At 65.7% G+C, this 23,587-nt stretch carries 17 protein-coding genes; 2 read left to right on the plus strand and 15 right to left on the minus strand.

Going from position 1 to position 23,587, the window contains the following annotated elements:
- Positions 1-117 precede the first annotated feature (117 nt).
- Positions 118-1,524 (plus strand): M1 family metallopeptidase, encoded by a 1,407-nt coding sequence (locus E5671_RS00760; protein WP_160501894.1) that lies wholly within the window; start codon positions 118-120, stop codon positions 1,522-1,524.
- Between the two features lie 265 nt (positions 1,525-1,789).
- Here the strand turns inward: E5671_RS00760 and E5671_RS00765 are convergent, their stop codons facing one another.
- The 13 genes from E5671_RS00765 to E5671_RS00825 form a co-directional block, all read right to left on the minus strand.
- On the minus strand, positions 1,790-3,721 hold the full coding sequence (locus E5671_RS00765) for a hypothetical protein (RefSeq protein WP_160501895.1): 1,932 nt from the start codon (positions 3,719-3,721) through the stop codon (positions 1,790-1,792).
- 1,877 nt (positions 3,722-5,598) lie between these two features.
- The gene (locus E5671_RS00770; protein WP_160501896.1) at positions 5,599-7,026 is read right to left on the minus strand and encodes an ammonium transporter; all 1,428 of its coding nucleotides are present in this window, start codon (positions 7,024-7,026) and stop codon (positions 5,599-5,601) included.
- Positions 7,023-8,369 carry an ammonium transporter gene (locus tag E5671_RS00775; RefSeq protein ID WP_160501897.1) on the minus strand — a complete coding sequence of 449 codons (1,347 nt, stop codon included), beginning with the start codon at positions 8,367-8,369 and terminating at the stop codon, positions 7,023-7,025. Before E5671_RS00775 ends, E5671_RS00770 begins: the two co-directional genes overlap by 4 nt.
- 27 nt (positions 8,370-8,396) lie before the next feature.
- Positions 8,397-9,383: an urease accessory protein UreD gene (locus E5671_RS00780; protein ID WP_336605636.1), complete on the minus strand. Its 987-nt coding sequence runs from the start codon at positions 9,381-9,383 to the stop codon at positions 8,397-8,399.
- A gap of 5 nt (positions 9,384-9,388) precedes the next feature.
- Complete coding sequence (gene ureG, locus E5671_RS00785) at positions 9,389-10,009, minus strand: urease accessory protein UreG (protein WP_160501898.1); 621 nt, start codon at positions 10,007-10,009, stop codon at positions 9,389-9,391.
- 49 nt (positions 10,010-10,058) lie between these two features.
- Positions 10,059-10,760: an urease accessory protein UreF gene (locus E5671_RS00790; protein WP_160501899.1), complete on the minus strand. Its 702-nt coding sequence runs from the start codon at positions 10,758-10,760 to the stop codon at positions 10,059-10,061.
- Positions 10,757-12,478 (minus strand): urease subunit alpha, encoded by a 1,722-nt coding sequence (gene ureC / locus E5671_RS00795; RefSeq protein ID WP_160501900.1) that lies wholly within the window; start codon positions 12,476-12,478, stop codon positions 10,757-10,759. The genes E5671_RS00790 and ureC overlap by 4 nt, the downstream gene beginning before the upstream one ends.
- Positions 12,478-12,867, minus strand: coding sequence for an urease subunit beta (locus E5671_RS00800; protein ID WP_160501901.1), 390 nt, complete (start codon positions 12,865-12,867; stop codon positions 12,478-12,480). The genes ureC and E5671_RS00800 overlap by 1 nt, the downstream gene beginning before the upstream one ends.
- A 14-nt stretch (positions 12,868-12,881) precedes the next feature.
- On the minus strand, positions 12,882-13,739 hold the full coding sequence (locus tag E5671_RS00805) for a sirohydrochlorin chelatase (protein ID WP_160501902.1): 858 nt from the start codon (positions 13,737-13,739) through the stop codon (positions 12,882-12,884).
- A gap of 3 nt (positions 13,740-13,742) precedes the next feature.
- A complete protein-coding gene (locus E5671_RS00810) occupies positions 13,743-14,048 on the minus strand; it encodes an urease subunit gamma (protein ID WP_160501903.1) in 306 nt (101 codons plus the stop codon).
- A 64-nt stretch (positions 14,049-14,112) separates the two neighbouring features.
- A complete protein-coding gene (locus E5671_RS00815) occupies positions 14,113-15,078 on the minus strand; it encodes an urea transporter (RefSeq protein WP_160501904.1) in 966 nt (321 codons plus the stop codon).
- A 1,063-nt stretch (positions 15,079-16,141) separates the two neighbouring features.
- Complete coding sequence (locus E5671_RS00820) at positions 16,142-16,708, minus strand: hypothetical protein (protein ID WP_160501905.1); 567 nt, start codon at positions 16,706-16,708, stop codon at positions 16,142-16,144.
- Between the two features lie 437 nt (positions 16,709-17,145).
- On the minus strand, positions 17,146-17,310 hold the full coding sequence (locus E5671_RS00825) for a hypothetical protein (protein ID WP_160501906.1): 165 nt from the start codon (positions 17,308-17,310) through the stop codon (positions 17,146-17,148).
- A 562-nt stretch (positions 17,311-17,872) separates the two neighbouring features.
- Between E5671_RS00825 and E5671_RS00830 the strand changes: the two genes are divergently transcribed.
- The gene (locus tag E5671_RS00830) at positions 17,873-19,153 is read left to right on the plus strand and encodes a hypothetical protein (protein WP_160501907.1); all 1,281 of its coding nucleotides are present in this window, start codon (positions 17,873-17,875) and stop codon (positions 19,151-19,153) included.
- Positions 19,154-19,487: 334 nt separating this feature from the next.
- Here E5671_RS00830 and E5671_RS00835 read toward each other — a convergent pair whose 3' ends face one another.
- Both E5671_RS00835 and rfbB read right to left on the minus strand, forming a co-directional pair.
- The gene (locus E5671_RS00835; protein WP_160501908.1) at positions 19,488-22,580 is read right to left on the minus strand and encodes a sugar nucleotide-binding protein; all 3,093 of its coding nucleotides are present in this window, start codon (positions 22,578-22,580) and stop codon (positions 19,488-19,490) included.
- On the minus strand, positions 22,577-23,578 hold the full coding sequence (gene rfbB / locus E5671_RS00840) for a dTDP-glucose 4,6-dehydratase (protein ID WP_202120923.1): 1,002 nt from the start codon (positions 23,576-23,578) through the stop codon (positions 22,577-22,579). Before rfbB ends, E5671_RS00835 begins: the two co-directional genes overlap by 4 nt.
- Positions 23,579-23,587 lie beyond the last annotated feature (9 nt).

Here is a 23,587-nt window from a genome sequence, read left to right on the forward strand (position 1 = left end):
CGCCCATCTCCGGCAGTGGCGGGCAACGTGCAGAACGGAAAAGGAAGAGCGTATATGAGGATGCTTACGGGGCTTCGGACGGGAGCAGGAGAGGCCAGCCGTTACTCTCTTGTCGCCATGGCGACAGTGCTGGCTGTCGCAGCTTCTGGAGCGGGAGCGGCCGCGGAAAGCGGCGGGGCAAAGCCAGGTGCCCAGAGCATAGGAGACCGGCTGTTCCCTTACGTTGGCAACGGGGGCTACGACGTCCAGTCCTACGACGTGGGATATGACTACCGGCCGGGCACGCCCAAGATGACGGCTTCCGCACGCGTGGACGCCGTGGCCGAACAAGCTCTGTCCGAGTTCAGCCTCGACGCGGCCGGCATGAAAATCAAGACGGTCACGGTCAACGGCAGATCCGCTGCCTTCCGAACTCAGGGTGAGAAGCTCATCGTCAAACCCGAGCGCACCCTGTCCAGTGGCAAAGCGTTCCGCGTCAATATCGCCTACGTCGCCGACCGCTCGGCCGCGCCCCCCTCCCCGGCCATCCCGGGGCAGGAACGTTCCATCTCCGGCTGGTATGACTTCAAGAAGAAGGGAAAGGAAGGCTTCGCCCTGCTCGGCCAGCCCGACCGGGCTCACCTGTTCTTCCCCATGAACGATCACCCAAGCGACAAGGCGCGCGTGACCTTCCGCATCACCGTCCCGAAGCACCTGACAGCCGTGGCCAACGGCACCCTGCGCCAGACCACGTCCAAGGGCGACCGCACCACGTACGTCTACGGCACGCGCGACCCAATCCCCACCCATGTCGTTCAAGCGGCCGTCGGTCCGTACACGGAGATCACCGGGACCGGACCCGGCGGGCTTCCGCTGCGCAGTTACGTACCCAAGGACGAAGCCAAAGAGATCACACCGCAAGTGGCCCAGATTGGCAGTCAGCTTGCGTGGCTCCAAAAGAGGATCGGAAGCGCCTACCCGTACGAGACCTACGGGGCGCTCGTTCCGCAAGGGCCGTACGGGGCAGCCCTGGAGACGGCGACCCTGTCGACCTACGGGCAACTGCACGAGCCAGGCGATACCCCGGTCATGGTCCACGAAATGGTCCACCAATACTTCGGCAACGCTGTCTCGCCCAAGAGCTGGGACGACATGTGGATCAGCGAAGGGCATGCCTCCTACTACGGGTTCCGCTACCAGGATGAGAAGAAGATCGAGCCCCTCAAGGAGAGCATGGAACGTGCCTACGAGTTCGACCAGGAAAAGCGTGCGGAGGCCGGGCCGCCCGGCCGGCTCAAAGATCCCGGCGAGGTCCTCGGTGCCACCAACTCTGCCGGTGTCGTGATGCTTTACGGTCTGAATCACGCCATGGGTGAAGCGACATTCCAGAAGGTCGAGAAGGCATTCTTCGAAAAATTCCGGCACAAGAACGCGAGCACCCAGGACTACATCAATGTCGTGAACAAGGTGAGCGGAAAAGACTTTACCGCTTACATCAATGAATGGATCTACGGCAAGAAGACGCCGCCCATGCCGAAGGGCTGACGCATAACCATCGAGATCGCCCGCGTACCGGAACTGACCGGAATGACCGAGGCTCAGTGCTGGATGAAGTCGTCGACCATCTCACCCGGCGACGTGTTCGACGAACTCGCACGGGACATCGAGCATGGAAGGATACGGAATCAGCAGAGCCCCTTGTCGTTGGGGTGCCGAGTGAGATCAACACCCCAATGACAAGGGGCTCTGCCATGCCGGGTCCTTTCACGGATGCGGTGCAGGATGAAATAGGTTCAGCAGGGTTGCCATGTCAGAGGGGGAGCGCGAGTGTTCGTGGCTGCGGACCAGGCAACCTGAGGGCTGCGATGACGAGGGGAAGCGAGCCGCTGAATTCGGTCCCGTTGGGAGGGTCAGGGAACTGAGGTAGCGTCGGACTGATGCGGAATATTTCTCTGTTGACTTCAGTGATTTGATTCGCAGTAAGTCCGCTGCTGGCCCATGCGAGGCCGATTGTGTCTACTACTAGGTCTTCACTGTCGGACACTCCGCCGCCTACCAGCGGCAATTGCGACAAGGCGGCCTGGATCCGCACCCCGCCCATTGCCACCCAGCCTGCCACGTTGGCGGACGTGATTCTGGCAAGGACAGCCTCAAGCCATTTCGTTTGGGCGGTCACAGAAATTATCCCATCAGTACCGGAGCGGTAGAGGAAAGAAGCTTCGCTGATCTCCGGCACGAGGGAATCGAGGCCATCGGGTATGTCCCCGACAGGGATACCGAGGGACTTGGCCAGCTGGGTGAGGGACACCGGGGTGCCCGTGTTCATCGAGGCATCGATTTCCCACACCCCACCGCTCGTGGAATAGTCTCCCCTGAAGTAGGTAGGTTCGTCGCCATTCCAAAAGATGAGGAACGCCTCGAAGCTGTAGCCATAATCAGCTTCGTGATCCACAGAGAAAACCATCTCTACGGGAACACTGTTCAGTGTCGTTTCCACCGCTAAAGAAAACCGCCACCAATCAAGTATGCCAGGGGCGTTTACGGTTTGAACCGTAAGACGCTGCAGATTCAAGCTCCCCAGGAAGTCAGGGACAGCGAGACCCGACCATTGCTCGCCGATGTACGCGAGAAGCGCACCCATGTGAATATTGTCGGCACTGCCCTCCCGGTAGACTGCCGCACTCCCGTCATCTGCCGTGTAAGTGATATAGAGGCTTACCTCTTGCCCGTCAATGGTAATCGAATCAGCGTCGGCCTCTGCAGGATTCCGGTCTCGGGATGGCACAGATTGAGCTCCCAAAAAGGACGGCAGCTTCGGGTCCCATCTACTCCTCGTCCCCTCCACCCTGAAAAGAAGGCACGGGGTTTCGTTCTTGAACCATTTTTTATCCGAGGGTGGGTCACCACCCGACTTTATCTTCGCCGCCTCAGCGTCCGGTACGTAAAGCTCCCCCGGCTTCACAACCATTATCCAATCGCTATTCTTCACGTCTTGAAATTTCGGGTTCTTTACCCCTTCCGCTAGCAGCACTTTTAGATCCCTATAATAATCCTCCACCTTATCTAATCCTGTGCGCTCAAACGTACCTTGCAAAAGAGCTTTACCGGAATTATAAATTCCCCTGATTGCCCTCTTGGCTTCATCATTGTCCAGCTTATTGACAAGACCCTCCTCGTTACCGTCCGACGGGTCGTCAGTGCGCCCCACTTTCGATGCATCCCCTTTGGCGTACGCTTTGGGGCCTACGATGATGTTGGCAGGGGGCCAGGTAACTATCTCCCACAGTGCTTCAATGAGGTCGGAATCGCGCGCAGCATTTCCATCGTGATAAACCTCTTTGTTCTTCATCTTCGTCAATACTTCGATTACTTTGGCTCCATCCGTTAATCCTTTGGCCCACCGGTCGGAATGTTTCTCGACGAAATCTATCATGGCCTGAAGGGACTCTTTAAGATTATCACCGGGCTGGATTTCATTATCCTGGTAGCACACCTCAATCGTCCTATTCCAACATGCGCGCAGATTACTGTCCGGGTACTGATGATGTCTCATCATGTTGACGTTCGGAGGAGTTACCTGCACTTCGTTCAAGTTCCCCGGATTCCGACTTTTACTTATGAGTGGATTGGAGTCGTCAATAAAGGGGCATTCCACCTTCTTTGAGTCAGGGAGCCTGAGAAACATGCCCGTGCGGGTTTTCTGAGCCCCTTCGGCGCCGTAGGCCTGAGAATCTCTCATCATGGACGTCCACCTCCGTTACGTCGCCATATGGCAGCTCCCGACGCGGTTCAGCAGACCCAAAAACAATTTTCGAGAGCTCTTCTTCAGTGAGGGTCTTCTGTGAAGACCTTCTATGTCTGTCAGGGTGCACTCCCCCCTCGTCTCTCCGAGCCAGCCCAAAATTTGGTTTCGCCGGTGAGGAGGCGGGCCATGAGGTCGATCACCGCGAGGTTGATCATGGATTCGGAGCGGTGCCGGTGGGTCCCGTAGTCACGGGCGAGTCCCCGACGGTGCATGAGTCAGCCGATGCTGCACTCGATAGTCCAGCGTCGCGGGATGATCGTGATCCCCGGGCGGCCGGCGGGCGTTGGGCGTGGTGGACGTCAGTGCCGGGACGGGCGCCGTGATCGAGGGCGACGACGGCAGCGGTAGCCGGCGTCAACCACGCGCCGCGCACCCGCCCGTAGGCAGCGGCTATGCGAGACAGCGGGCTCACGCCGGCCTGGGTGTCGAAGACACCGGCGGCGGTGACCAGGACGGTCAGAAAGGGGCGAGCATCAAATACTCGACCGGCGCGCACCCCCTTGGTCGCCTCTCTGACCAGCTGAAACCATCTGACATCACTCGCCTGACGCCCCTGCGGATGCCACTCCCGCATCCGCGGACTGCGCGGGGGGCCGCGTCACCGACCGGGCCGGCGTCCCGGATTCCAGACGGGCAGACGGGTGTCCCGGTCCGGGTGGGCCGAATCGGCGCTGACCTTCTCCGGCGGCGGTTCCCTGCGGCTCGATGGCTACGGTGACGGTGATGTCGATGCCGAGGGTTGCAGTACCGCTGGGTGGTCCGGACCCACTTGCGGCCCATCGGTACGCACAGCACATCGAAGGGTCCGACAGCTGATTTCAGGTCCCGCCATCCTCCGGCCCGACCAAGGCGGGCCGAGCCGGGGCAAACTCCAAGGCCCCGGCCCCGCGGGATGTCACCCCGCCACGATTTTCCCCCGGCCTTGCCATAGAGACAGAAGTGCCGCCGGTTCAGCAACAACTCGGAGATGGGTTCACGAGCTACTCAATGAGCCGTCGGTATTGAGTAGAGTGAATGTCTCCGCCCCCTTCCAGACGGAAGAGACGCTGGTCATTTGGAATAGAGCAGGATACTTTCCCTTGTAATTTAGATCTAAACTGCAAGGCGTACCCCCCTGATCAATATTCCGGGATGGTATTAAATACTTGTTTACTACATCACCGACCGTTAGAACATCAAAGTACCCAGCATCAAAGCGTCGCCCCACGAACACGAGGGAACCTTGCCGAACGTCGATCTCCTTCAGCCATAGTTCATACTCCAAATTTGTATCGGTGCTGGCAGGGTATGTCGTGGCGCATTGCTGGCTAGGGTCCACGTCCAAAAGTTCCGCCAGTAAATCGCTAATGGTCAGTTGCATTTCAGTGCTCCGTTCATTCTTGGAGTGTCACATCGACGTTGCGGTATCTCGCTGGCCGGCGCCTCTAAGAGGCTGCCCCTCTCGCAGCTCGACGACGTGATCAAGTAATTGCCCGTCGTGCACTGAAGAGAGCCGCACCAGAAGCTGCCCCGCCGGCACCAGCTGCATCGGGATCAACACTCATCTACGTCTGCTTCTATGTGATCCCTTCTCCGACTCCCCTCGCCCCAGGATTCCACTGCATTATCCGGTTAGTCGTGTGAGACGTCAGAGGGCGTGCGGTCGCAGTGAGTGTGGGCCGGACATCCAGCGTCGGTGTTGACGTAGTCGGCGAGCTTGCAGCCGCCGCAGATCAGGTTGCTGGTGAGGGCTTCGTCGTGCCGACGCGCGGTGAGGGAGGGCGTGGGGCGCTCGCGCGTGGTCCGGGGCTGGGAGCATGCCGTACGAAGCCCCGTCACGTCCGCTGCGCTTGGCCCTTGCGCGAGGTCTCGTCTGCGGCAGATGCGTCACGAGAGGCAGCGCCAGCCCCCTGCGCAAGCAGCTCTCGGAGCTGGTCGAGCACCGCGCTCGCCTCGTCGTCCCGCTCCGGATCACCGAGACCGTCACGCCCGGACGCCGCGACCGCGGAGAGCTGGGCCGCCACACCGGACGCGTAGACCCGCTCCTCCTCGACCGCTCCGCCCTCCTGCCTCAGTCCGATCGTCAGGTCGATGACCTTGCCGATGAGGGCAGTCATGACGAAGGAGAAGAGCCCCAGGACCACCACGGCCACCAGCTGACGGCCGAGCAGGGTCCAGGAGCCGCCGTAGAAGAGGCCCTTCTGGCCGCTCAGCACGCCGGTGCCGGCCAGCCCGACCATCACCATGCCGAACAGGCCGCCCCAGCCGTGGATGCCGACCACGTCCAGGGTGTCGTCAACGCCGAGCCGGTATTTCCAGCTGATCGCGAAGGCGCAGGTGAGCCCGGCCAAGAAGCCGATGACCGTGGCCCAGACGGCGGAGACGTCACCGGCCGCCGGGGTCATCGCGACCAGACCGGTGACCGCGCCCATGCACATGTCGAGCAGGCTGACCGAACGGTTGCGCCACCAGACCGTGATGGCCCAGCCGAGCATCGCGGCTCCGGCGGCGAGCTGGGAGTTGAGGAAGCCGTTCGCCGCACCGCCCGGGACGGTCAGTGAGGAGGCGGTGTTGAAGCCGAACCAGCCGAACCACATCAGCGAGACGCCGATGACGGCGAGCGGCACGTTGTGCGGCCTGATCGTCTCCCGTTCGAAGTCCTTGCGCCGGCCCGCGGCGACCGCAAGGCCGAGGCCGGCCGCGCCGGAGCTCAGTTCGACGACGGTGCCACCGGAGAAGTCGACCGCCTGGACCTGATTGGTGACCCAGCCGTCGGGTGAGAACACCCAGTGCGCCATGGGGATGTAGACGAGCAGGATCCAGGCGATGACGAAGGTGATCCAGCCCTTCATGCTGGCCCGGCCCGCCACCGATCCGCTGACCAGCGCGACGGTGACGATGGCGAAGGACATGTGGAAGACGGAGAAGATTACTGTCGGCACCGAGCCGGTGGCTGTCGTCACCCCGATGCCCCGCATAAAGGTGTGGTCCAGGTCGCCGATCATGCCGAGGCCATTGACGTCATCGCCGAAGGCGAGGGAGTGGCCGACGGTGAACCAGATGATGGTGACGACGGTGACGCAGACGAAGCACATCTTGAGCATGGCGACCACCTGGCCGGTCTTGACCATGCCGCCGTAGAAGAAGGCGATGCCGGGGGCCATCAGGAGCACCATGGCGGCGCTCGTCATCGTCCAGGCGGTGTTGCCGGAGTCGAAGACGGCTGGCGCGGCTTCGTGGCTCACGACGTGGGTGCCGCTCATTTCTCCCGCTCCCGTCGTTGCAGCAGGGTGGTGACTTCCGAGAGCAGTTCCGCGGCATGCGGGGTGTCGGTCGCGGTGGCCGAAGGACCGGCCGGGGTGAGCCGGGAGCGGATCTCCTCGATGGTGGCCTGGTCGTAGGCGATCTCCTCTTCCTTGCCGGGCACGGCCTCGTACTCCTCCGCCGTCCGGAAGCCGATGGTTTTGTTGATCACCGTGGCGATCAGCCAGGTCACGCAGAAAGAGAAGGCGATGGTGGCGACGACGGCGACGGCTTGGCGCCAGAGCTGGTCGGGGCCGCCGCCGTAGAAGAGGCCCTTCTTGCCGCTCATGGCAGCTGTGGCGAAGAAGCCGATGCCAAGGACGCCGACGATGCCGCCGAAGCCGTGCACTCCAACCACGTCGAGGGTGTCATCGACGTGGATCTTGTACTTGAAGTTGATCGCGAGGGCGCAGACGAGGCCCGCGACGAAGCCGATGACCACGGCCCCGACCGGTGAGACCTCACCGCAGGACGGGGTGATGGCAACCATGCCGGCCACCGACGCCGAGGCGACGCCGAGCATCTCGACCTTGCCGTGCTGGAGGCGCTCGACGATCGGCCAGCTGATCATCGCGGCGCAGGCGGCGAGTTGAGTGTTGAGGAACGCCATCGGAGCCGCGCCTTCGTCCTGCAGCGCCGACCCGGCGTTGAATCCGAACCACCCGAACCAGAGCAGCGCGAGCCCGATGACGACGAGCGGCAGGTTGTGCGGGGTGATCGGCTGTCGTTCGAAGTCCTTGCGCTTGCGCAGCACCATGGCGCAGGCGAGCCCGGCCGCACCGGAGTTGATCTCGACGGGCAGTCCGCCGGCGAAGTCGAGCGCCCCAAGATGCTCGGCGATCCAGCCGTCGGGCGCGAACACCCAGTGGGCGAGCGGGATGTAGACGAACAGTGCCCATACGACGACGAAGACCAGCCAGCCGCGCATGGTGGCGCGGCCCGCGATCGAGCCGCTGATCAGCGCGACCGTGATGATCGCGAACGACATCTGGAAGCAGGCGAAGATCGTGGTGGGGATCGACCCGTGCAACGAGGTCAGACTCACCCCGCGCATGAAGGCGTGGTCGAGGTTGCCGATGAGGCCCGCGCCCGCGTCGGGCCCGAAGGCCAGGGAGTAGCCGACGGCCATCCACAGCACGGTGACCAGTGCCAGACAGGCGAAGCTCATCTTGAGCATGACCAGGACGTGACTGGTCTTGACCATGCCGCCGTAGAAGAAGGCGAGGCCGGGGGTCATCAGCAGGACCATGGCCGTGCTGACCATCAGCCAGGCCGTGTTGCCCGTATCGAACGCGGACGACATGACGGTGTTGACCTCCTCTGGTCGATCTCAGGCCTTGCGCAGCTTGGGTGCGGGGGTGTCGGTCAGCAGCCGTCGTACGGCGTCCCAGGCACGCGCGGTCGCCGCGGTGATGGCGATCGGGTCGTTGCCCAGGACGCGCAGCCAGGCCCCGCTGTCCTGTGGCAGCACGCTCACGCCGTAGAGCAGTTGGCTGTCAGCGAGCGCAGCGTGCAGGGCGTCGGCGATCTCGGTGGCCGGGGCGAGCGGGCTGACGGTGAAGAAGCCGGCCATCAGGTCGTGGCCGGCGAGCACCGCGGGGCCGGTGACACCGGACGTCGTGGGATCGAGGCGTACAGCGTCCAGTGCCACCAACTGGCCGTCGGAGCGCCGGATTTCGAGGTCGCTGGCGAAGATGTCGTAGGCGTGGCGCTCGCCGCGGGCGAGGCGTCCGGCCATCAGGGTCTCCGAGGCGAGCACGGTCGCCGTGGGTTCGACAGTCACAACGGTGCGCTGGTAGAAGCGTGAGTCTTTGTACGGGATGGTCATCTCGGGCAGGTACTCGACGTACGCGCCGGGGCCCGCCGTGAGGTTGACCTGCTGGACGGCGTAGTCGTGCTCCATCCGGTAGACCTTGGTGGCCGCCTGAGTGGTGAGGTGGACCGCGGTGTCCGGGCCACAGTGCACGTCCATGCGCAGCCGGTCGGCCTGGATGATGCCGCCGCCGGTCGCCATCAGGAACGTGATGGCCAGGTCGGGCCGGTGCGGGTCGAAGTACAGCGGCCGCATGATCTGCAGCGGTGACTTCTGGTAGTGGGTGACCAGTTCGGTGCGGCCGGCGACCTTCTCGAAGCCCAGCTCGAGCAGGCCGATCTTGCCGGGTCGTCCAACCCCGAGGGTGTCGGGGCGGCCGGCGTGGCGCAGCACTTCGGGAGGGACACGGGCGGGCTCGTAGTGCTCCGGGGAGAGCCGCGGGGCCGTGCGGGCCCCGGCTTTTGGCCCTGCACCGGACTGCGGCTTGGCGCTCACGGCGCTCACGACGCTCACGCGGGAAGCCTGCGGTAGGTGGTGAGCAGGTCAGCGATCGCGTCGAGGCCTTCGCCGGTGAGGCAGTTGGTGAGGGCGACCGGCCGGCCATCGCGCACCCGGTGGGCGTCGGACTCCATCACGGCGAGGTCGCAGCGCACGTACTGCGCGATGTCGATCTTGTTGATGACGAGCAGGTCCGACTCGGTGATGCCGGGGCCGCGCTTGCGGGGCATCTTCTCGCCCTCGGCCGTGTCGAGGACGAAGAGGAAGAGGTCGACGAGGACCGGGCTGAAGGTCAGGGTGAGGTTGTCGCCGCCGGACTCGAAGAGGAGGGTGTCGATGTCGGGGAAGGCCTCCAGGAGTTCGGCCCCGGCGGCCAGGTTCATCGTCGGGTCGTCGCGCACCGCGGTGTGCGGGCACGCCCCCGTCTCCACCCCCACCACGCGCTCTGGCTGCAGGACCCCGGCCAGGGTGCGGCGCACATGGTGGGCGTCCTCCTGCGTATAGATGTCGTTGGTGATGACCGCGGGCCGGTGGCCGCGTTCGATCAGTACCGGGACCAGCGCCTCGATCAGTGCGGTCTTGCCGGAGCCGACCGGTCCGCCGATGCCTACGCGCAGCACGTTGTTCGTCATGGGCTAGTCCGTCTCTTCTCTCGTCGGTCCGGTGGGGAAAGGTGTCTGATCAGGAGGCGAACAGCCGTGCCTCGGCGCGCTCGTGCCGGGCCGACATGATGTCCGTCGCCGGTACGCAGCCGCCGAGGTCGGCCAGGTCCCGGTGCACCGCGGCCGTGGTGACCTCGGCGATGACCGAGGCCGTTGTGCGCAGGATGACCTGTGCCCTGCGGTGGTCGGTCAGCCTCAGCCGGAGCGCCGCTCCCACGAAGCTCGCCGCGAACGCGAACAGGTCGCTGGCGACGGCCTGTTCGACCGGGACACCGGCTGCGGCGTAGGTGATGCCCGCGGCCACCGCCTGGGTGCCGGGGGCCTTCTTGACGGCCACCAGTTCCGCGTAGCGTTCCAGTTCGCCGCCGCCCACCGATTCGCGTGCGATGTCGAGCAGTTGGCGGCCGGTGCGGGTGGAGGCGAGGCGCATCTCGCGGTTGAGCTTGGCGCAGTTCAGGCGCTGGTCGGTCTCCACGACCCGGCACCAGTCGTCCGCACGGGCGGCCCGGTGCGCCACCGCGAGGGCGGTGGCATCAGCCGGGCCGACCGAGTGGCGCAGCAGGTCGGCGAGGAGGGCCGGGACGGTGTCCGGGGTGACCGCCTTGGCCTGGGCGTAGCCTTCGAGTCCGTGCGAGAGGGTGTAGAACCCGCTGGGGAAGGCCGAGTCGGTCAGCTGGAGGCTGACCAGCAGGGCGTCGAGGTTCTGTGCCGTCGCGCTCATGCCAGGTAGAAGAGCTGGGTCAGCGGCAGCGACTGGGCCGGTTCGATGGTGGCGACCTCGCCGTCGATCGTGACTTTGTACGTCTCCGGGTCGACCTCGATCTTCGGGACCCGGTCGTTGAGGACCATGTGCTGCTTGCCGACCGAGCGGCAGTTGCGCACCGGCAGGACTGTCGAGTCCAGGCCGAGCTTCTCGGGGACGCCCGCGTCGATGCCGGCCTGCGACATGAAGGTGACCCGGGTCGCCTGCGTGGCCTTGCCGTGGGCGCCGAACATCGGGCGGTAATACACCGGCTGAGGGGTGGGCAGTGAGGCGTTGGGGTCGCCCATCTGCGCCCAGTTGATCAGGCCGCCCTTGATTACGAGGCGGGGTTTGGCGGCGAAGGAGCCGATCGGCCACAGTACGACGTCGGCCAGCTTGCCGGTCTCGAGCGAGCCGATGTGGTCGGCCAGGCCGGCCGCGATCGCCGGGTTGATCGTGATCTTGGCGAGGTAGCGAAGGACCCGGAAGTTGTCGTTGCGCATGATGTCACTGTCGAGTTTCCCGCGCTGGTCCTTGCAGTGGTGCGCGGTCTGGAATGCCCGGGTGAAGGACTCGCCGATGCGTCCCATGGCCTGCGAGTCGGAGGAGAAGATCGAGATGATTCCCTCGTCGTGCAGGACCGTCTCGGCGGCGATCGTCTCGGCGCGCACCCGGGAGTCGGCGAAGGAGACGTCCTCGGGGATCTCGCGGGACAGGTGGTGGCAGACCATCACCATGTCGAGCAGTTCGTCGACCGAGTTGATGGTGTAGGGCAGCGTCGGGTTGGTCGAGGAGGGCAGGACGTTGGGCTCGCCCGTGACCCGCAGGATGTCGGGTGCGTGACCGCCGCCCGCGCCCTCGCTGTGGAAGGTGTGGATGGTGCGGCCGTTGATCGCGGAGCGGGTGTCCTCGAAGTAGCCGCCCTCGTTGAGGCTGTCGGTGTGCACGGCGACCTGGATGTCGTACGCGTCGGCGACGGTCAGTGCGCAGTCGAGAGCGGCCGGGGTGGCTCCCCAGTCCTCGTGGACCTTCAGACCACAGGCACCGGCTTCTATCTGCTCGACGAGCGCGCCGGGCAGAGAGCCGTTGCCCTTGCCGAGCAGCCCGGTGTTGACCGGGAGTGCCTCCACGGCCTGGAGCATCCGGGCGAGGTTCCAGGCGCCGGGGGTGCTGGTGACACCATTGGTGCCGTCCGCGGGCCCGGTGCCGCCGCCGACCATGGTGGTGATGCCGTTGGACAGGGCGGACAGCGCCTGCTGCGGGGATATGAAGTGGATGTGGGTGTCGATGCCGCCCGCCGTGGCGATCTGATGCTCGCCCGCGATCACCTCGGTGCCCGGGCCGATGACCAGGCGCGGGTCGACCCCGGCCTGGGTGTGCGGGTTGCCGGACTTGCCGATGCCCGCGATCCGGCCGTTCTTGATGCCCAGGTCGCCCTTGACGACGCCGAGGAGTGGGTCGATCACCACGACGTTGGTGATCACCGTGTCGAGGGCGATCGCACCGGTGGCCGAGGGGTCCTGGGCCATGCCGTCGCGGACGGTCTTGCCGCCGCCGTAGAGCGCCTCATCGCCGTAGTGGCCCTCGTTGTAGTCCTTTGACACCTCGACGACCAGGTTCGTGTCGGCGAGATGGAAACGGTCACCGACGGTGGGACCGAACAGGTCGGCGTAGTGCTTGCGGGTGAGCGTGGCCATCAGTTCTCGCCTTCCTTGCGGGCGCCCTTGAAGCCGCGCTCCACGGCCCGTGCCAGTGCCCTGGTGCGGGTGTCTTCGGCGGTGATGCCGCCGTCGGTGAGGTTGCTGAAGCCGACCAGGCGCTGGTGGCCCGCGTACGCGGTCAGCTCCACCTCGCGGGTCGCGCCCGGTTCGAACCGCACCGAGGTGCCCGCGGGAATGTCCAGGTGTTTCCCCAGGGTGGCGTTGCGGTCGAAGTCCAGGGCCCGGTTGGCCTCGAAGAAGTGATAGTGCGAGCCGACCTGGATCGCACGATCACCCGTGTTGCTGACGGTGACGGACGCCTTCGCGCGGCCCGCGTTGATCTCGATCGGCTCGTCGCCGTACAGGTAGTAGGCGCCAACTGTCATGGCAGGCGTTCCCTTCAGGGGTTGGGGCGGGGATGGGTGTGGCTGGGCTGACTGTGCTGGCTGTGCGCGTGGTGTGCTGACGCGTGGCTATGGCTGTGCTCGCCCGGCTCGTGGGTGTGCGCGTAGCCGTGGCCGTGCTCGGCGTCCAGACCGGCGCCGATGCCGTTGTCCCCGTGGGCGAGGCGGCGCAGCGCGGCGGCGATCCGGGCCTCGAGGACTCCCGCGATGGCGGAAGGGGCGAGGAGAGCCCCGTGGTCCATCAGGCCTCCTTGATCGGCCGGCGCCGCGGACTCGGCTTCCGGGGCTCCGAACGCGGCCGGAATCAGCACCACTTGGCTCGCTCCGAGCCGCCGGCAGCGGTCGATGCCCTCGGCCACGTCCGGGTCGCCGCCGTGGAAGGCAACCTCCACCCAGCGGTGCTGGCCGTACTGGCGAACCAGACGGGCCACCCGGAACAGGTCGGCATCATCGAAGGGGTCGGCTGCCGGAGCGGTCAGGAGCACCGCTGTGCCCGGTTGCGCGTACGGGCGCAGGGCCGCGCGCAGCCATCCGACCAAGTGGCCTTTCGTGCCGAAGGGTTCGGCCAGGACGATCCGACCGGCGCCCTCGCCCCGGGCCAGCCAGCGCAGCGCCCGTGCCGTGTCGGCGACCAGGTGCGGATCGCGCCCCAGGGTCATCGGCACGACGCACACCGGGCCTTCGGCCGTCGCCAGCGCCTCGCTGACCGCCGCACGCACCGCGCGTCCGCCGGCCACCGCGTGGAAGCCGGGAGCCCCGGGGCCGCACTCGTGCCCGGTGACGAGCACACGGGTAGACGTCACCTCGGGTGCCTTCGGGGTGGTCGCGGGTGCCTTCGGGGTGGTCGCGGCCACCTCTCAGGCACCCACGGGGTCGTGACAGGAGACGAGCTTGGTTCCGTCGGGGAAGGTGGCCTCGATCTGTATCAGCGCGGCCATGTCCCGTACGCCGGCCATGACTTCACTGCCGCTGACGATGGTCTTTCCGAGCTCCATACACTCCGCGACGGTCCTGCCGTCGCGGGCACCCTCGAGGATGGCCTCGCTGATCAGTGCCACGGCCTCGCTGAAGTTCAGCTTCAGCCCGCGCTCGCGGCGCTTTTTTGCCAGGTCGGCCACGATGTACACGTACAGCTTGTCGATCTCGCGCGGGGCAAGGTTCATGAGGGTCTCTCTTCGTTCATGGGGGTCTCTCGCTTTCGTGATCCTGGACGTCCGCGCTGAGCCGTCAGGTCCTGCGCAGCCGGTCCAGAGCGGGGACGGCGGCGACGAATGCCAGCGCGGTGAGCACGAACGGCCAGGTGAAGGTGTGGCCGCCGAATGGGTCGAAGAAGTTGGTCATGGCGGCCGTAAGGCCGGTGGCGGCCGCTGCACCGATCACCGCGTATGTGATGCTCCATCCGCTGACCTGGATGAACACCCCGCACAGGGCCATGGCCACGAGGACCGCGTTGTAGCCCATCAGCCCCTGGTGCACCCCGGCGGCCGGGGCCCCGAGCGCCCACGCGGTGAAAATCCCGACGAGGCTGCCGACGCAAGCCATTACGCCCGCGACCCAACTGGCCGCGAAGATGCCGAGGAGGAAGAGCAGGCCGACGTACCACTGCGGCATGAAGAAGACCTGGCCGACGTTCGCGAAGAAGGCGTGCCAGAGGTCGTCCCAGGCCAGGTTCGTCGCTTCCCTGCTCGCCTCGGGCAGTTGGGAAAGCCCGAGCCCCTGGTGCCAGACTCGCTCGAAGCTCGGTGCGGCGACCGTCATCGCGCTGGCCATGATGCAGAACGGGAGGGTGAAGGTCGGGATGTTCCAGGTGGCGAGGATGCCGGCCAGGGCGGCGGTCACCATGACGACCGTCACACAGCCGCCGATGGCCAGCAGGACCGTGGAGAGGTGATCGGCCCCGAGGAAGACCGCGTAACCGGTCGCCACCAGGCAACCGTTGAAGCCCTCCAAGCCTGCCGCGATGCGGCTCCGGTCGGCGCCGAGGGCGTAGGCGGCGGCCGTGGAGACCGCGGTGCCGAGCAGACCATACAGGCCGTACTCCCAGCCCGAGGCGAAGAGCGCGGCGGTGAAGAAGAGGCCGCACAGGACGCTGGGCATGAAGTCGACTTGGGCAATTCCCTTGACGGCTTCCGCGATGAATTTCGTCGGGTAATTTTGGCGTGATCCAAGCCACCGGTCGAGCTCCTTGAGCATTGAACTCCGCTTTTCGGAAAGGAGAGCCAGCGCTCTCCGCGGGATAGCGATAACGCTAGAGCAGTAGGACCTCCAGCGCACATGGAGAAGACTCGATGTGCCACTCGCGGACATACAGAGGACTAAGGGGAGAATGCGAAACAGGGAGAGGGGCCCGGATGGGCAAGTCACCGTTCGGCAGTCAACTGCCTTCTATGAGCGCGGTGTTGCGTCAGCCATGTTCAGCCGCGTAACGCTCAGCTGGATTCCCCGGAAAGACGCACCAGGACTCCCCCGTTCTACGGAGACCGCACTCTACGGCAGTAATCTTCCACTCCCCCGTCGTTCACATAAAGAGAATTCTTTTCAGAATTCCAGGATCTTCATCATTCCTGGACGCCGTTCACTTGACCGAGACGCACAGAAGCTCGACGCAGGCAGAGCCCATCTACCGGTCGACGGAATCCGAGCACTTCTGCGGCTGCCAATCGATGGTGGCGCGTAGGTGGGGGCAATACTGGAAACGGGCGCGATATGGCGCGGCCAACCATCCGGGCACTCCGGATTGATGCGCGGGTTGTCCTCGTCAGGCAGCGCCAGGGCGTATGGGCGCATGCAGTAGGGGCCCCACCGGGGTGGGCGCGCCGCGCCGGGATGCAAAGGAGACCCGGCGTTTGCCGATCGCTCCCTCGGGCTCTTTCGCGTCCAGGCGCCGGTCACGCCTTGAGGGCGGCAACCTCGCGGCGCACGGAGACAGTTCGTGCACGTCGAGGAAGCGGCCCCACGAGGCGGAGGCGGCGTACAGGCGGCCGTGGGCGAGCGGGAGGCAGTGGGCCCACCACGGTCGGGCGGATGAGGGTGGCCTGGGATGCCACGCCCGCCCGTGGTGGGCCGTTCTCCGTTGCCACGTGTGCGGCGCGCATCTGGTACATCAACCACCTTCCAGACGAGGGCGGTTGTGGGCCGCAGTTGCGCGCCGAACGGGTGAATCGCGCGTTCCGTCCGGGCCGGGCACACATGCCCAGAGCATTGAGATAAGGACGGATCAACCCGTTTCGCTGGCCGCGGAACGGGGCCAATGTGACTAGCGGGAACTCATCAATTCCTCGGAGGACGGCACCTTGTCGTCGACATGGGCACCGGCACTCGATCCGGCGTTCTTCACCTTGCGGATGACGTCCTGGTAGCTGTTCACCGTCTTGTCGGCGGAGTCTCGCTTGTGGAAATCATGCGGCAAATTTTTCAAACCATCGATACCTGCGGTGAGCGGCGCAAGGGCCTTGGAAAGAGCGGGGTCTGCTTGCGCATTGCGCTCCGCCGCCTTGAGTCGGTTATATGCGAACGCCCCGCCGAGGCCGGCCTTGACCAGGGCCATCGTGCGACCGTGGTGGTGCTTCTTGAACTTGCCTTCCTTGAAGGGCTTCACGATCCACTCATATGTAGCACCCGCGGCAAGACCCGCATCCACCACGAAACGGGTCTTGGCGAGCTTTCGCTCCTCGGTGGTGGGTCTGGGGTGCGGGGCGGCGACACCGTTGACATCAGCCGCAGTGCTGCGGCTTTCGGTGCCGCCGCTGCAGGCGGTCGCACCGACTATCAGAGAGAAACAAAGGGCGAACGCCAAGACAAGGCGCCGTAACGGTATGTTCATATTCTTCTCCAGGGAAGTTACTTCGGGCGGTCTCGGGGAAACGACCCCCTCGAAGCGGAAAACTCAGCTCCCAGCGTCACCTTGAATCGACAGATTCGCCAATCGGGGAAATCTGGCGACCACCAGATGCGCTCTCAAGCCCGCCCGCTGCGGCCCTCGGCGGCACCGGTCACCGCCAGAATCGTGAGGGTGAGCTGCTGCGGGCATCTCCAACCCTTCGCAGCCCTGCTTGCCTTGACCGCAGGGCTAAGGGCTCGCAGACAAACCGGGCAGGTTCGTGGCCGACCGCGGCTACGACCACGACAAGTACCGCCGTCTGCCGGCAGCGCGGGATCCGGCCGGTGATCACGGAGCTGGGCCATCCGCACGGCACCCGTCTGGGTATCTTCCGCTATGTCGTCGAGCGCACATTTCCTGGGCTGCACGGATTACGACGCCTACGCATCCGCTGACAACGACGCGACGACATCCACGAAGCTTTCCTCGGCCTCGCCGTCGGCCTGATCGCAACTGCCACTGCCCAGGGCGCAGCGGCTGGTGAAGTCGCCGCACGGCGACCCGCGGCCGGAAGGCCGCGGGTCAGGAGGTTCGGCACTGGTCATGCTGATGACCCTGCGACGGAGATGGTCGCGCAGGTGGACCTTACGGATCCGTCTCCCCGCGAGTGCCCCAGGCCTCCCGCGCATCGGCCTCCGAGCGTGTCCCCCATTTCCTCGTGGGAAGCTTCCGGGGGCCTTGGTGCCGGGCTCCAGCCTCGGGCCAAGCGCGCCCGGCAGACGGCGAAATCGATGACGACCGGCCCACTCCTTTCGCCGGCTTTCGGGCCAATCGCGGTCGGGACATACGGCATCGGCCTGGACCCAGCCCGCCATACAGGCCGGGTGGTGGGGGGTGCGAGGAGCCGACCGGGTGATGGGAGCGTCCCCCTTAAGTTTCGGGGGCTGAGAGGCCGAGGGGGCAAGTGGCGCGGGTGACTAGAACGAGAGCGGGATGTCGATCGGGCAGCCGTGTCCGATTACCGCACGCGGCTCATCGAGGAACGGCCGACCGGCCGACTTCCCAGCGAACGCACGGCACATGGTCCTCGCCAACACGGGGGCCATGCGGTGCGTGGTTCTCGCTCACTACTCACGGGCAATGAGCCCTACTACTGGAGGCTGGACGATGACGAATTCCGACACGAAGGCGACGGCAGGGCGCGAGGTACGGCAGGCGGACAATGCTGACGCGTACCCGCCCACGATCATCTGCGCGTCCCAGGACTGCTACCAGGCCATCACCGACCCGCCCTTGGCGGGGTCCATCGCGTTCGACGCAAAAAATGACGCCTACGTCAGCACCTGGGACGGAAACCTGTTCAAGCTGTCCCAGCCGTCGGTCGGGGGGGAGAACGAGCCGCCCGAGCCGCCCGAGCTGATCGCCTCCGGCCTGAATGTCGAAAGTCCAAGCTCCACCAACGGCCTGGCGTTGGACGGGAAGGGCAACGCCTACGTCGTCAATGACGCCACCCAGGACGGGAAGTCCGGGCAGTTGTGGCGAGTGCCACTGGACGGGGAAGACCCGGAGCTGCTGGCCACCGGCCTGACCACTACGCAGAGCCAAGGCCCGCAAGCCCTAACGGTGTCCTGGTCAGGCGATCACGCCTATGTCATCAATCTTGATGGTGTGCTGTGGCGGGTGTCCTTGCGTGATGGGACGAAGAAGCAGGTGGCCACCAACCTGGGCGATACCTGCGGCGTGGTGCTGGACGGGGACAGCCAGAACGCCTACGTCGTCAACCGGGCCGGTGTGCTGTGGCGGGTGCCCTTGCCCACCTGGGACAGTGATGAACTGGCGGTTCCGGTGCAGGTGGGCACCACTGTTCTCGGAGGCCCTATGGCCCTGACGCTGGACTGGGCCGGCCAGAACGCCTACGTCGTGGGTTGGGCTGGCGTGATGTGGCGGGTGCCGTTGAACGGTGGGCCCCAGCAGCGGGCGGCCGTCTTTCCTGACGTCAAATTCCTTACTGCGGTGAGGCTGGACCCGCGAGGCAACGCCTACATCACCGAAGCCGACAATAACCAGACAGCCTCCCGCATCTGGCGGGTTAACGGTGTGGCAGCGTCGGCGCCGGCGCCGACGATTGACGCTCCGCCGCAGGGTGCGCACACGGCCAAGACCGTGAAGTTCAACGGCCATGCCCCCGGGGCCGCCGGCATGATCGTGCAGGACATGCACCGCAACGCCCTGGGCTCCAACCCCGTGGTCGCCGCCTACTGGGCCTGGGCCCTGGGCGAGAACCGGCTGAGCATCGAAACCCTCGCCGAAGGGGTCAATGTGCGGCCCGGACCAGTCTCCCACCGCGGCCTGCCCTGGGACCCGGGCACGCACGTCGTGCAGTTCGTGGGCGCCAACGACATCGGCTACACCGAACCGACCCCCATCACCTTCACCGTCGACAGCTAAGCAGCCCACCCCAGACCGGCCGGTCCACCACACCGGCCGGTCCACCAAACCGGCTGAACGAGCTGTTCATCGACGCTGACTTCGCCAACTGGTGGTGTACTCACCCGCGCCATCTGGAGCGACAACGACAGCGAAACTATCCATCCCTGATCCTCGGACGCCGGAGCGAGCTCACCCGCGCAGCGACCGGTAGCCGGGGCCTGTCACGGGGTCGGGCGCATGCGCCCGACCCCGTGACCAACACGATGAGAGCCCCTCACCGACCGACGGTGCCCTCCAGAGGGGTGCCCGGACACAGCGCGCTTCGCGAGGCGTCCCGGACCCGCATCGGTGGTCAACTATCGCGCAGCACCTGGAGCAACTGAGGATCAGCATCCAGGTCGAAGCCGAAGTTGGAATGGAACGCCCTCACGCTCCAGCCGTTCTTCGGATGCTGGATCTCCGAGTCGTGATACGAGTAGTGGATCGGGCTGGCACTCACGGCGGCGATGAAGTATTCATTCCGGGCCGTGTAGGAATCCCCGGTCACCACGATCCGCTGGCCAGGCGGCGAGAACATCATCTGGAACGTGTTGCTGCCGCCGAACCCGGCCACGGCGGGCGCGGCGGCGAACCGGCGCACCTGCTGGGTGAAGGAGAGCTTGTCGGGGAGGAGGATCTCGAATCCAGTCTTCTCGAACAGGCGCTCCACCTCGGCGATGCGCGTGCACGAACGTCTTCCCCCCGGCACGCGCGTGGAGAACACCGGACGCCCCGTCGGCACGTGGTCACCCACCAGCCGCTCTTTCAGCTCCATCCAGAAGTCGCCGAACGACGGGAGGATCCAGAGCGGGTGGCTCATGGCCGGGGTGCGGGTCCACAGCTCGTCCACCCGCCAGGTCTCGCCGGGCTGGATCAGCAACCTGCGTTCGGCCGGGATGTCGAGGGCGTCCAGGATCTCCAGCACCCACGCGGGGCCCTCGGAGCTCAGGACGATGCCCAGCCCGGGGACCTCCTGGCGCAGCTCCGGGTAGGCGGAGAGCCTGCCAAGTACATCCGTGGTGAGGTGGCCGAAGTGATCGGGGAACTCCGTATCCACATACAGGTAGGCACCCCGTGCGCGTTGGACGGTGGTTGGCACGATCGCGCGGGCGAATTCCGGGGAGAGATCGTCGAGCCGGTTGTTGGCCTGGCGACGCTTAGGCTTTCGGAATGTGTCCGGCAGGAATTTGTCACCGTACGTCAGAATCTGCCCGTAGCTGCACTCGGCCTGCGAGTAGCGCCGGGTGTGGATGGCGGGCAGCGTACAGCGGTCGACGAAGCGATCCGCGTGCCGGTTGGTTGTCAGCACCGACCTCACCTTGAATTCGGAGGCCGGTAGGACCGAGACTTCCTCGCCCCAGCTACTGCCGTATTTGGAGTCGAGGACCTGGGTCGCGGCGGCGTCCCGCAGCTTGCGCCAGCAGGCCATGGCCGTCTTGGCCACCAACCGGTTCTTGCCTGCCGAGACCTCGAGGATGTTCCTCCCCAGCCGCACTACGTCCGCGGCCTCCCGCTGCGAGCCCGCCCCGGAGGCGGTGAAGGCGCGTAGCAATGCCTGGCACACATCGGGGCCGGCTTGGTCGAGGTAGCCGGCGGGCTCCTCCTCGGGGATCCTGACGTCGTAGTAGCCGCCGGGCGTGAGGTAGAACGGGAGGTTCTCGCCGAGCTGTCGCTTGAACAGTTTGCTCGAGCCGGTGAGCTCGAAGACGGCGGCCGGTGCCGGGACCGAGGAAAGGTAGGCGTGCATCGCCGCGAGGTCCGCGAAGCCCTCGCGGATGCTGAGCACGTCGCCATACACCTGCCCCAGCCGAAGCCAGCGGTCGCGATCACCAATGACCGCCATCACGATCGGCAGGTCCCGGCCGGCAGCGAGCTGCTGGAGCACCGGGGTCACCTCCCGCTCCGATGTGCATCCGTCGGCCACGATCAGCACCCAGGCGCCTTCCGGTGCCGGGAGCGGACGGCTCTCACCAGTGGGCAGGGCAAGCCGGGCGTGCTCGGTGACGGGGCCGTCGAGGACCGCTGTAATGGCGAGGGTGTGAGCAGGCGGTTCGAACCCGCAGTCCGAGATCTTGGTGAGGTCCAGGACCGAGTTCTCCGGCCGCGGGGCCATCTGCTGCCCTCGCCCGTACTCCTCGGCACTGATATGGGCCACGTCCCGACAGTCCCGCCCCAGCCGCGCGAAAACCAGCTCGGCGATGGCCGCCCAGCTCAGCGGCTCACCGGCGCCCGTGACGTTGTAGATCCCATAGGCGGGGCGGGACTTGAGGAGGTGCCGGATAGCGGCCGCGAGGGTCGACGAGGAGGTGAGCCGCCCGACCTGATCAGAAACCACCTTGGGAGAGACGCCCCGACGGGCCAGGTCGGCCATCGAGGACACGAAGTTGGGCCCGTCGCCCACCACCCAGCTGGTACGCACGATGTAGTGCCGTTCGATCGCCGAGACCGCGGCCTCACCGGCGGCCTTGGTCTGCCCGTACACACCCAGCGGGCACAGCGCTGCCTCCTCCGCGTAGGGGCCAACGCCCGTCCCGTCGAAGACGTACTCGCTGGAGACATGAACGAAGGTCGCCCCTGCCTCCTCGCATCGCGCCGCCAGCGCGGCCACGCCCGTCACGTTGACGGCCCACGCCGCCTGCCTGCCCTCCGGGGTCTCGGCGGCGTCGACATCCGTGTACGCGGCCGCGTTGATCACCGCGCCGACCCCGGTGAGGTCGAGCGCTCCCACCGCGGCACGATCCGCGATGTCGCACTCGTCCCGCCCCAAGAAGCACACCGAGTCCTGGCCGGCGAACTCCTTGCGCAGTGCACGCCCGAGCAGCCCGCCAGCGCCCAATACCAGCGTGCGCCATGGCGCCATCGGCGCGACGGCGCGCAGGGCTGGGTGCTCGCGGTCCGCCTCAGAGATGACTGCCTGCTCGAGGGGAATGCGCCAGGAAATGCCCAACTGTGGGTCACCGAGGTTCACGAACGTGCCCTGTTCCTTCGCCTCGGCCGACCAGTGCTCGTTGACCAGACACGAATAGGCGGTGCCGGCCTCCAGGATCTGGAAGGCGTTGCCGACGCCGCGGGGAACGTAGATTGCGCGCTCGGAGGTGAGCTCGGTGGTGAAGACCTGTCCGAAGCCAGGCCCGGGGCGCAGATCCACCCAGGCGCCGAAGACGCGTCCCGCCCCGGAGACGCAGACGAGCTTGTCCCAGGGCTCGGCGTGCACGCCACGGGTGACGCCGACGCTGTCGTTGAAGGTCATGTGCTGTTGGACCGGTCGGAAATCCGGCAGCCCGAGAGCCACCATCTTCTCCCGCTGCCACTTCTCCTCGATCCCCCCACGGATGTCGCCGGACACCGGCAGCTCAAGGAGGATGAGCCCGTCAATACTGGTTCCTGTCACCGATACCCCGCTCATCGGGCGACCTCCTGGCTCCGGTACCGTGCCTCGGCCGCCGCCTTCTGGGGGCGCCACCACTCCTCGTGCTCCCGGTACCACCGCACCGTGTCTTCCAGGCCTTCCCGGAAATCGTGATGGCCGGGCTCCCAGCCGAGCTCCCTGCGCAGCTTCGAGGAGTCGATGGCATAGCGCAGGTCATGGCCGGGCCGGTCCGCGACGTGCTCGAACCAGTCCTCCGAGCGCCCGAAGATCCGTAGCAACTCGCGCACGACCGAGAGGTTGTCCTGCTCTCCGTCCGCACCGATCAGGTAAGTCTCGCCGGACACACCCTTTTCCAGGATCGCCATGACGGCGCGGGAGTGGTCCCCCGTGTGGATCCAGTCGCGGACGTTTCGGCCCGAGCCGTAAAGCCGGGGCGGCACGCCATCGATGAGATTGGTGATCTGGCGCGGAATGAACTTCTCCACGTGCTGGAACGGCCCGTAGTTGTTGGAGCAGTTGCTCAGTGTGGCAGTCACGCCAAACGATCTCACCCAGGCCCGCACGAGCAGGTCGGATCCGGCTTTCGTGGACGAATACGGGCTGGAGGGGTTGTACGGGGTCTGTTCGGTGAAACGTGTGGAGTCGTCCAGGTCGAGGTCACCGAAAACCTCGTCCGTAGAGACATGGTGGAAACGGACAGCGTGGCGGCGTACAGCCTCGAGCAGCGTGTAAGTCCCCACTAAGTTGCTTCGCACGAACGGCGAAGGGTCCTCCAGCGAGTTGTCGTTGTGGGATTCAGCCGCGAAGTGCACCACGGCATGGCAGCTACGTGTGAGCGAGTCGACAAGCCCCTCGTCGCAGATGTCCCCTCTCACCACCGTGAGACGGTTCCCCGGCAGGTCGGCGAGGGAAGCTGCACTGGCTGCGTACGTGAACTTGTCCAGCACGGTGACATGGGCGTCTGTATGTTCCACGAGGTAATGGACGAAATTGGCGCCGATGAACCCAGCGCCTCCGGTGATCAGGTATCTCATTTCCATCCC

Source organism: Streptomyces sp. BA2, from assembly GCF_009769735.1.
Taxonomy (GTDB): Bacteria; Actinomycetota; Actinomycetes; order Streptomycetales; family Streptomycetaceae; genus Streptomyces.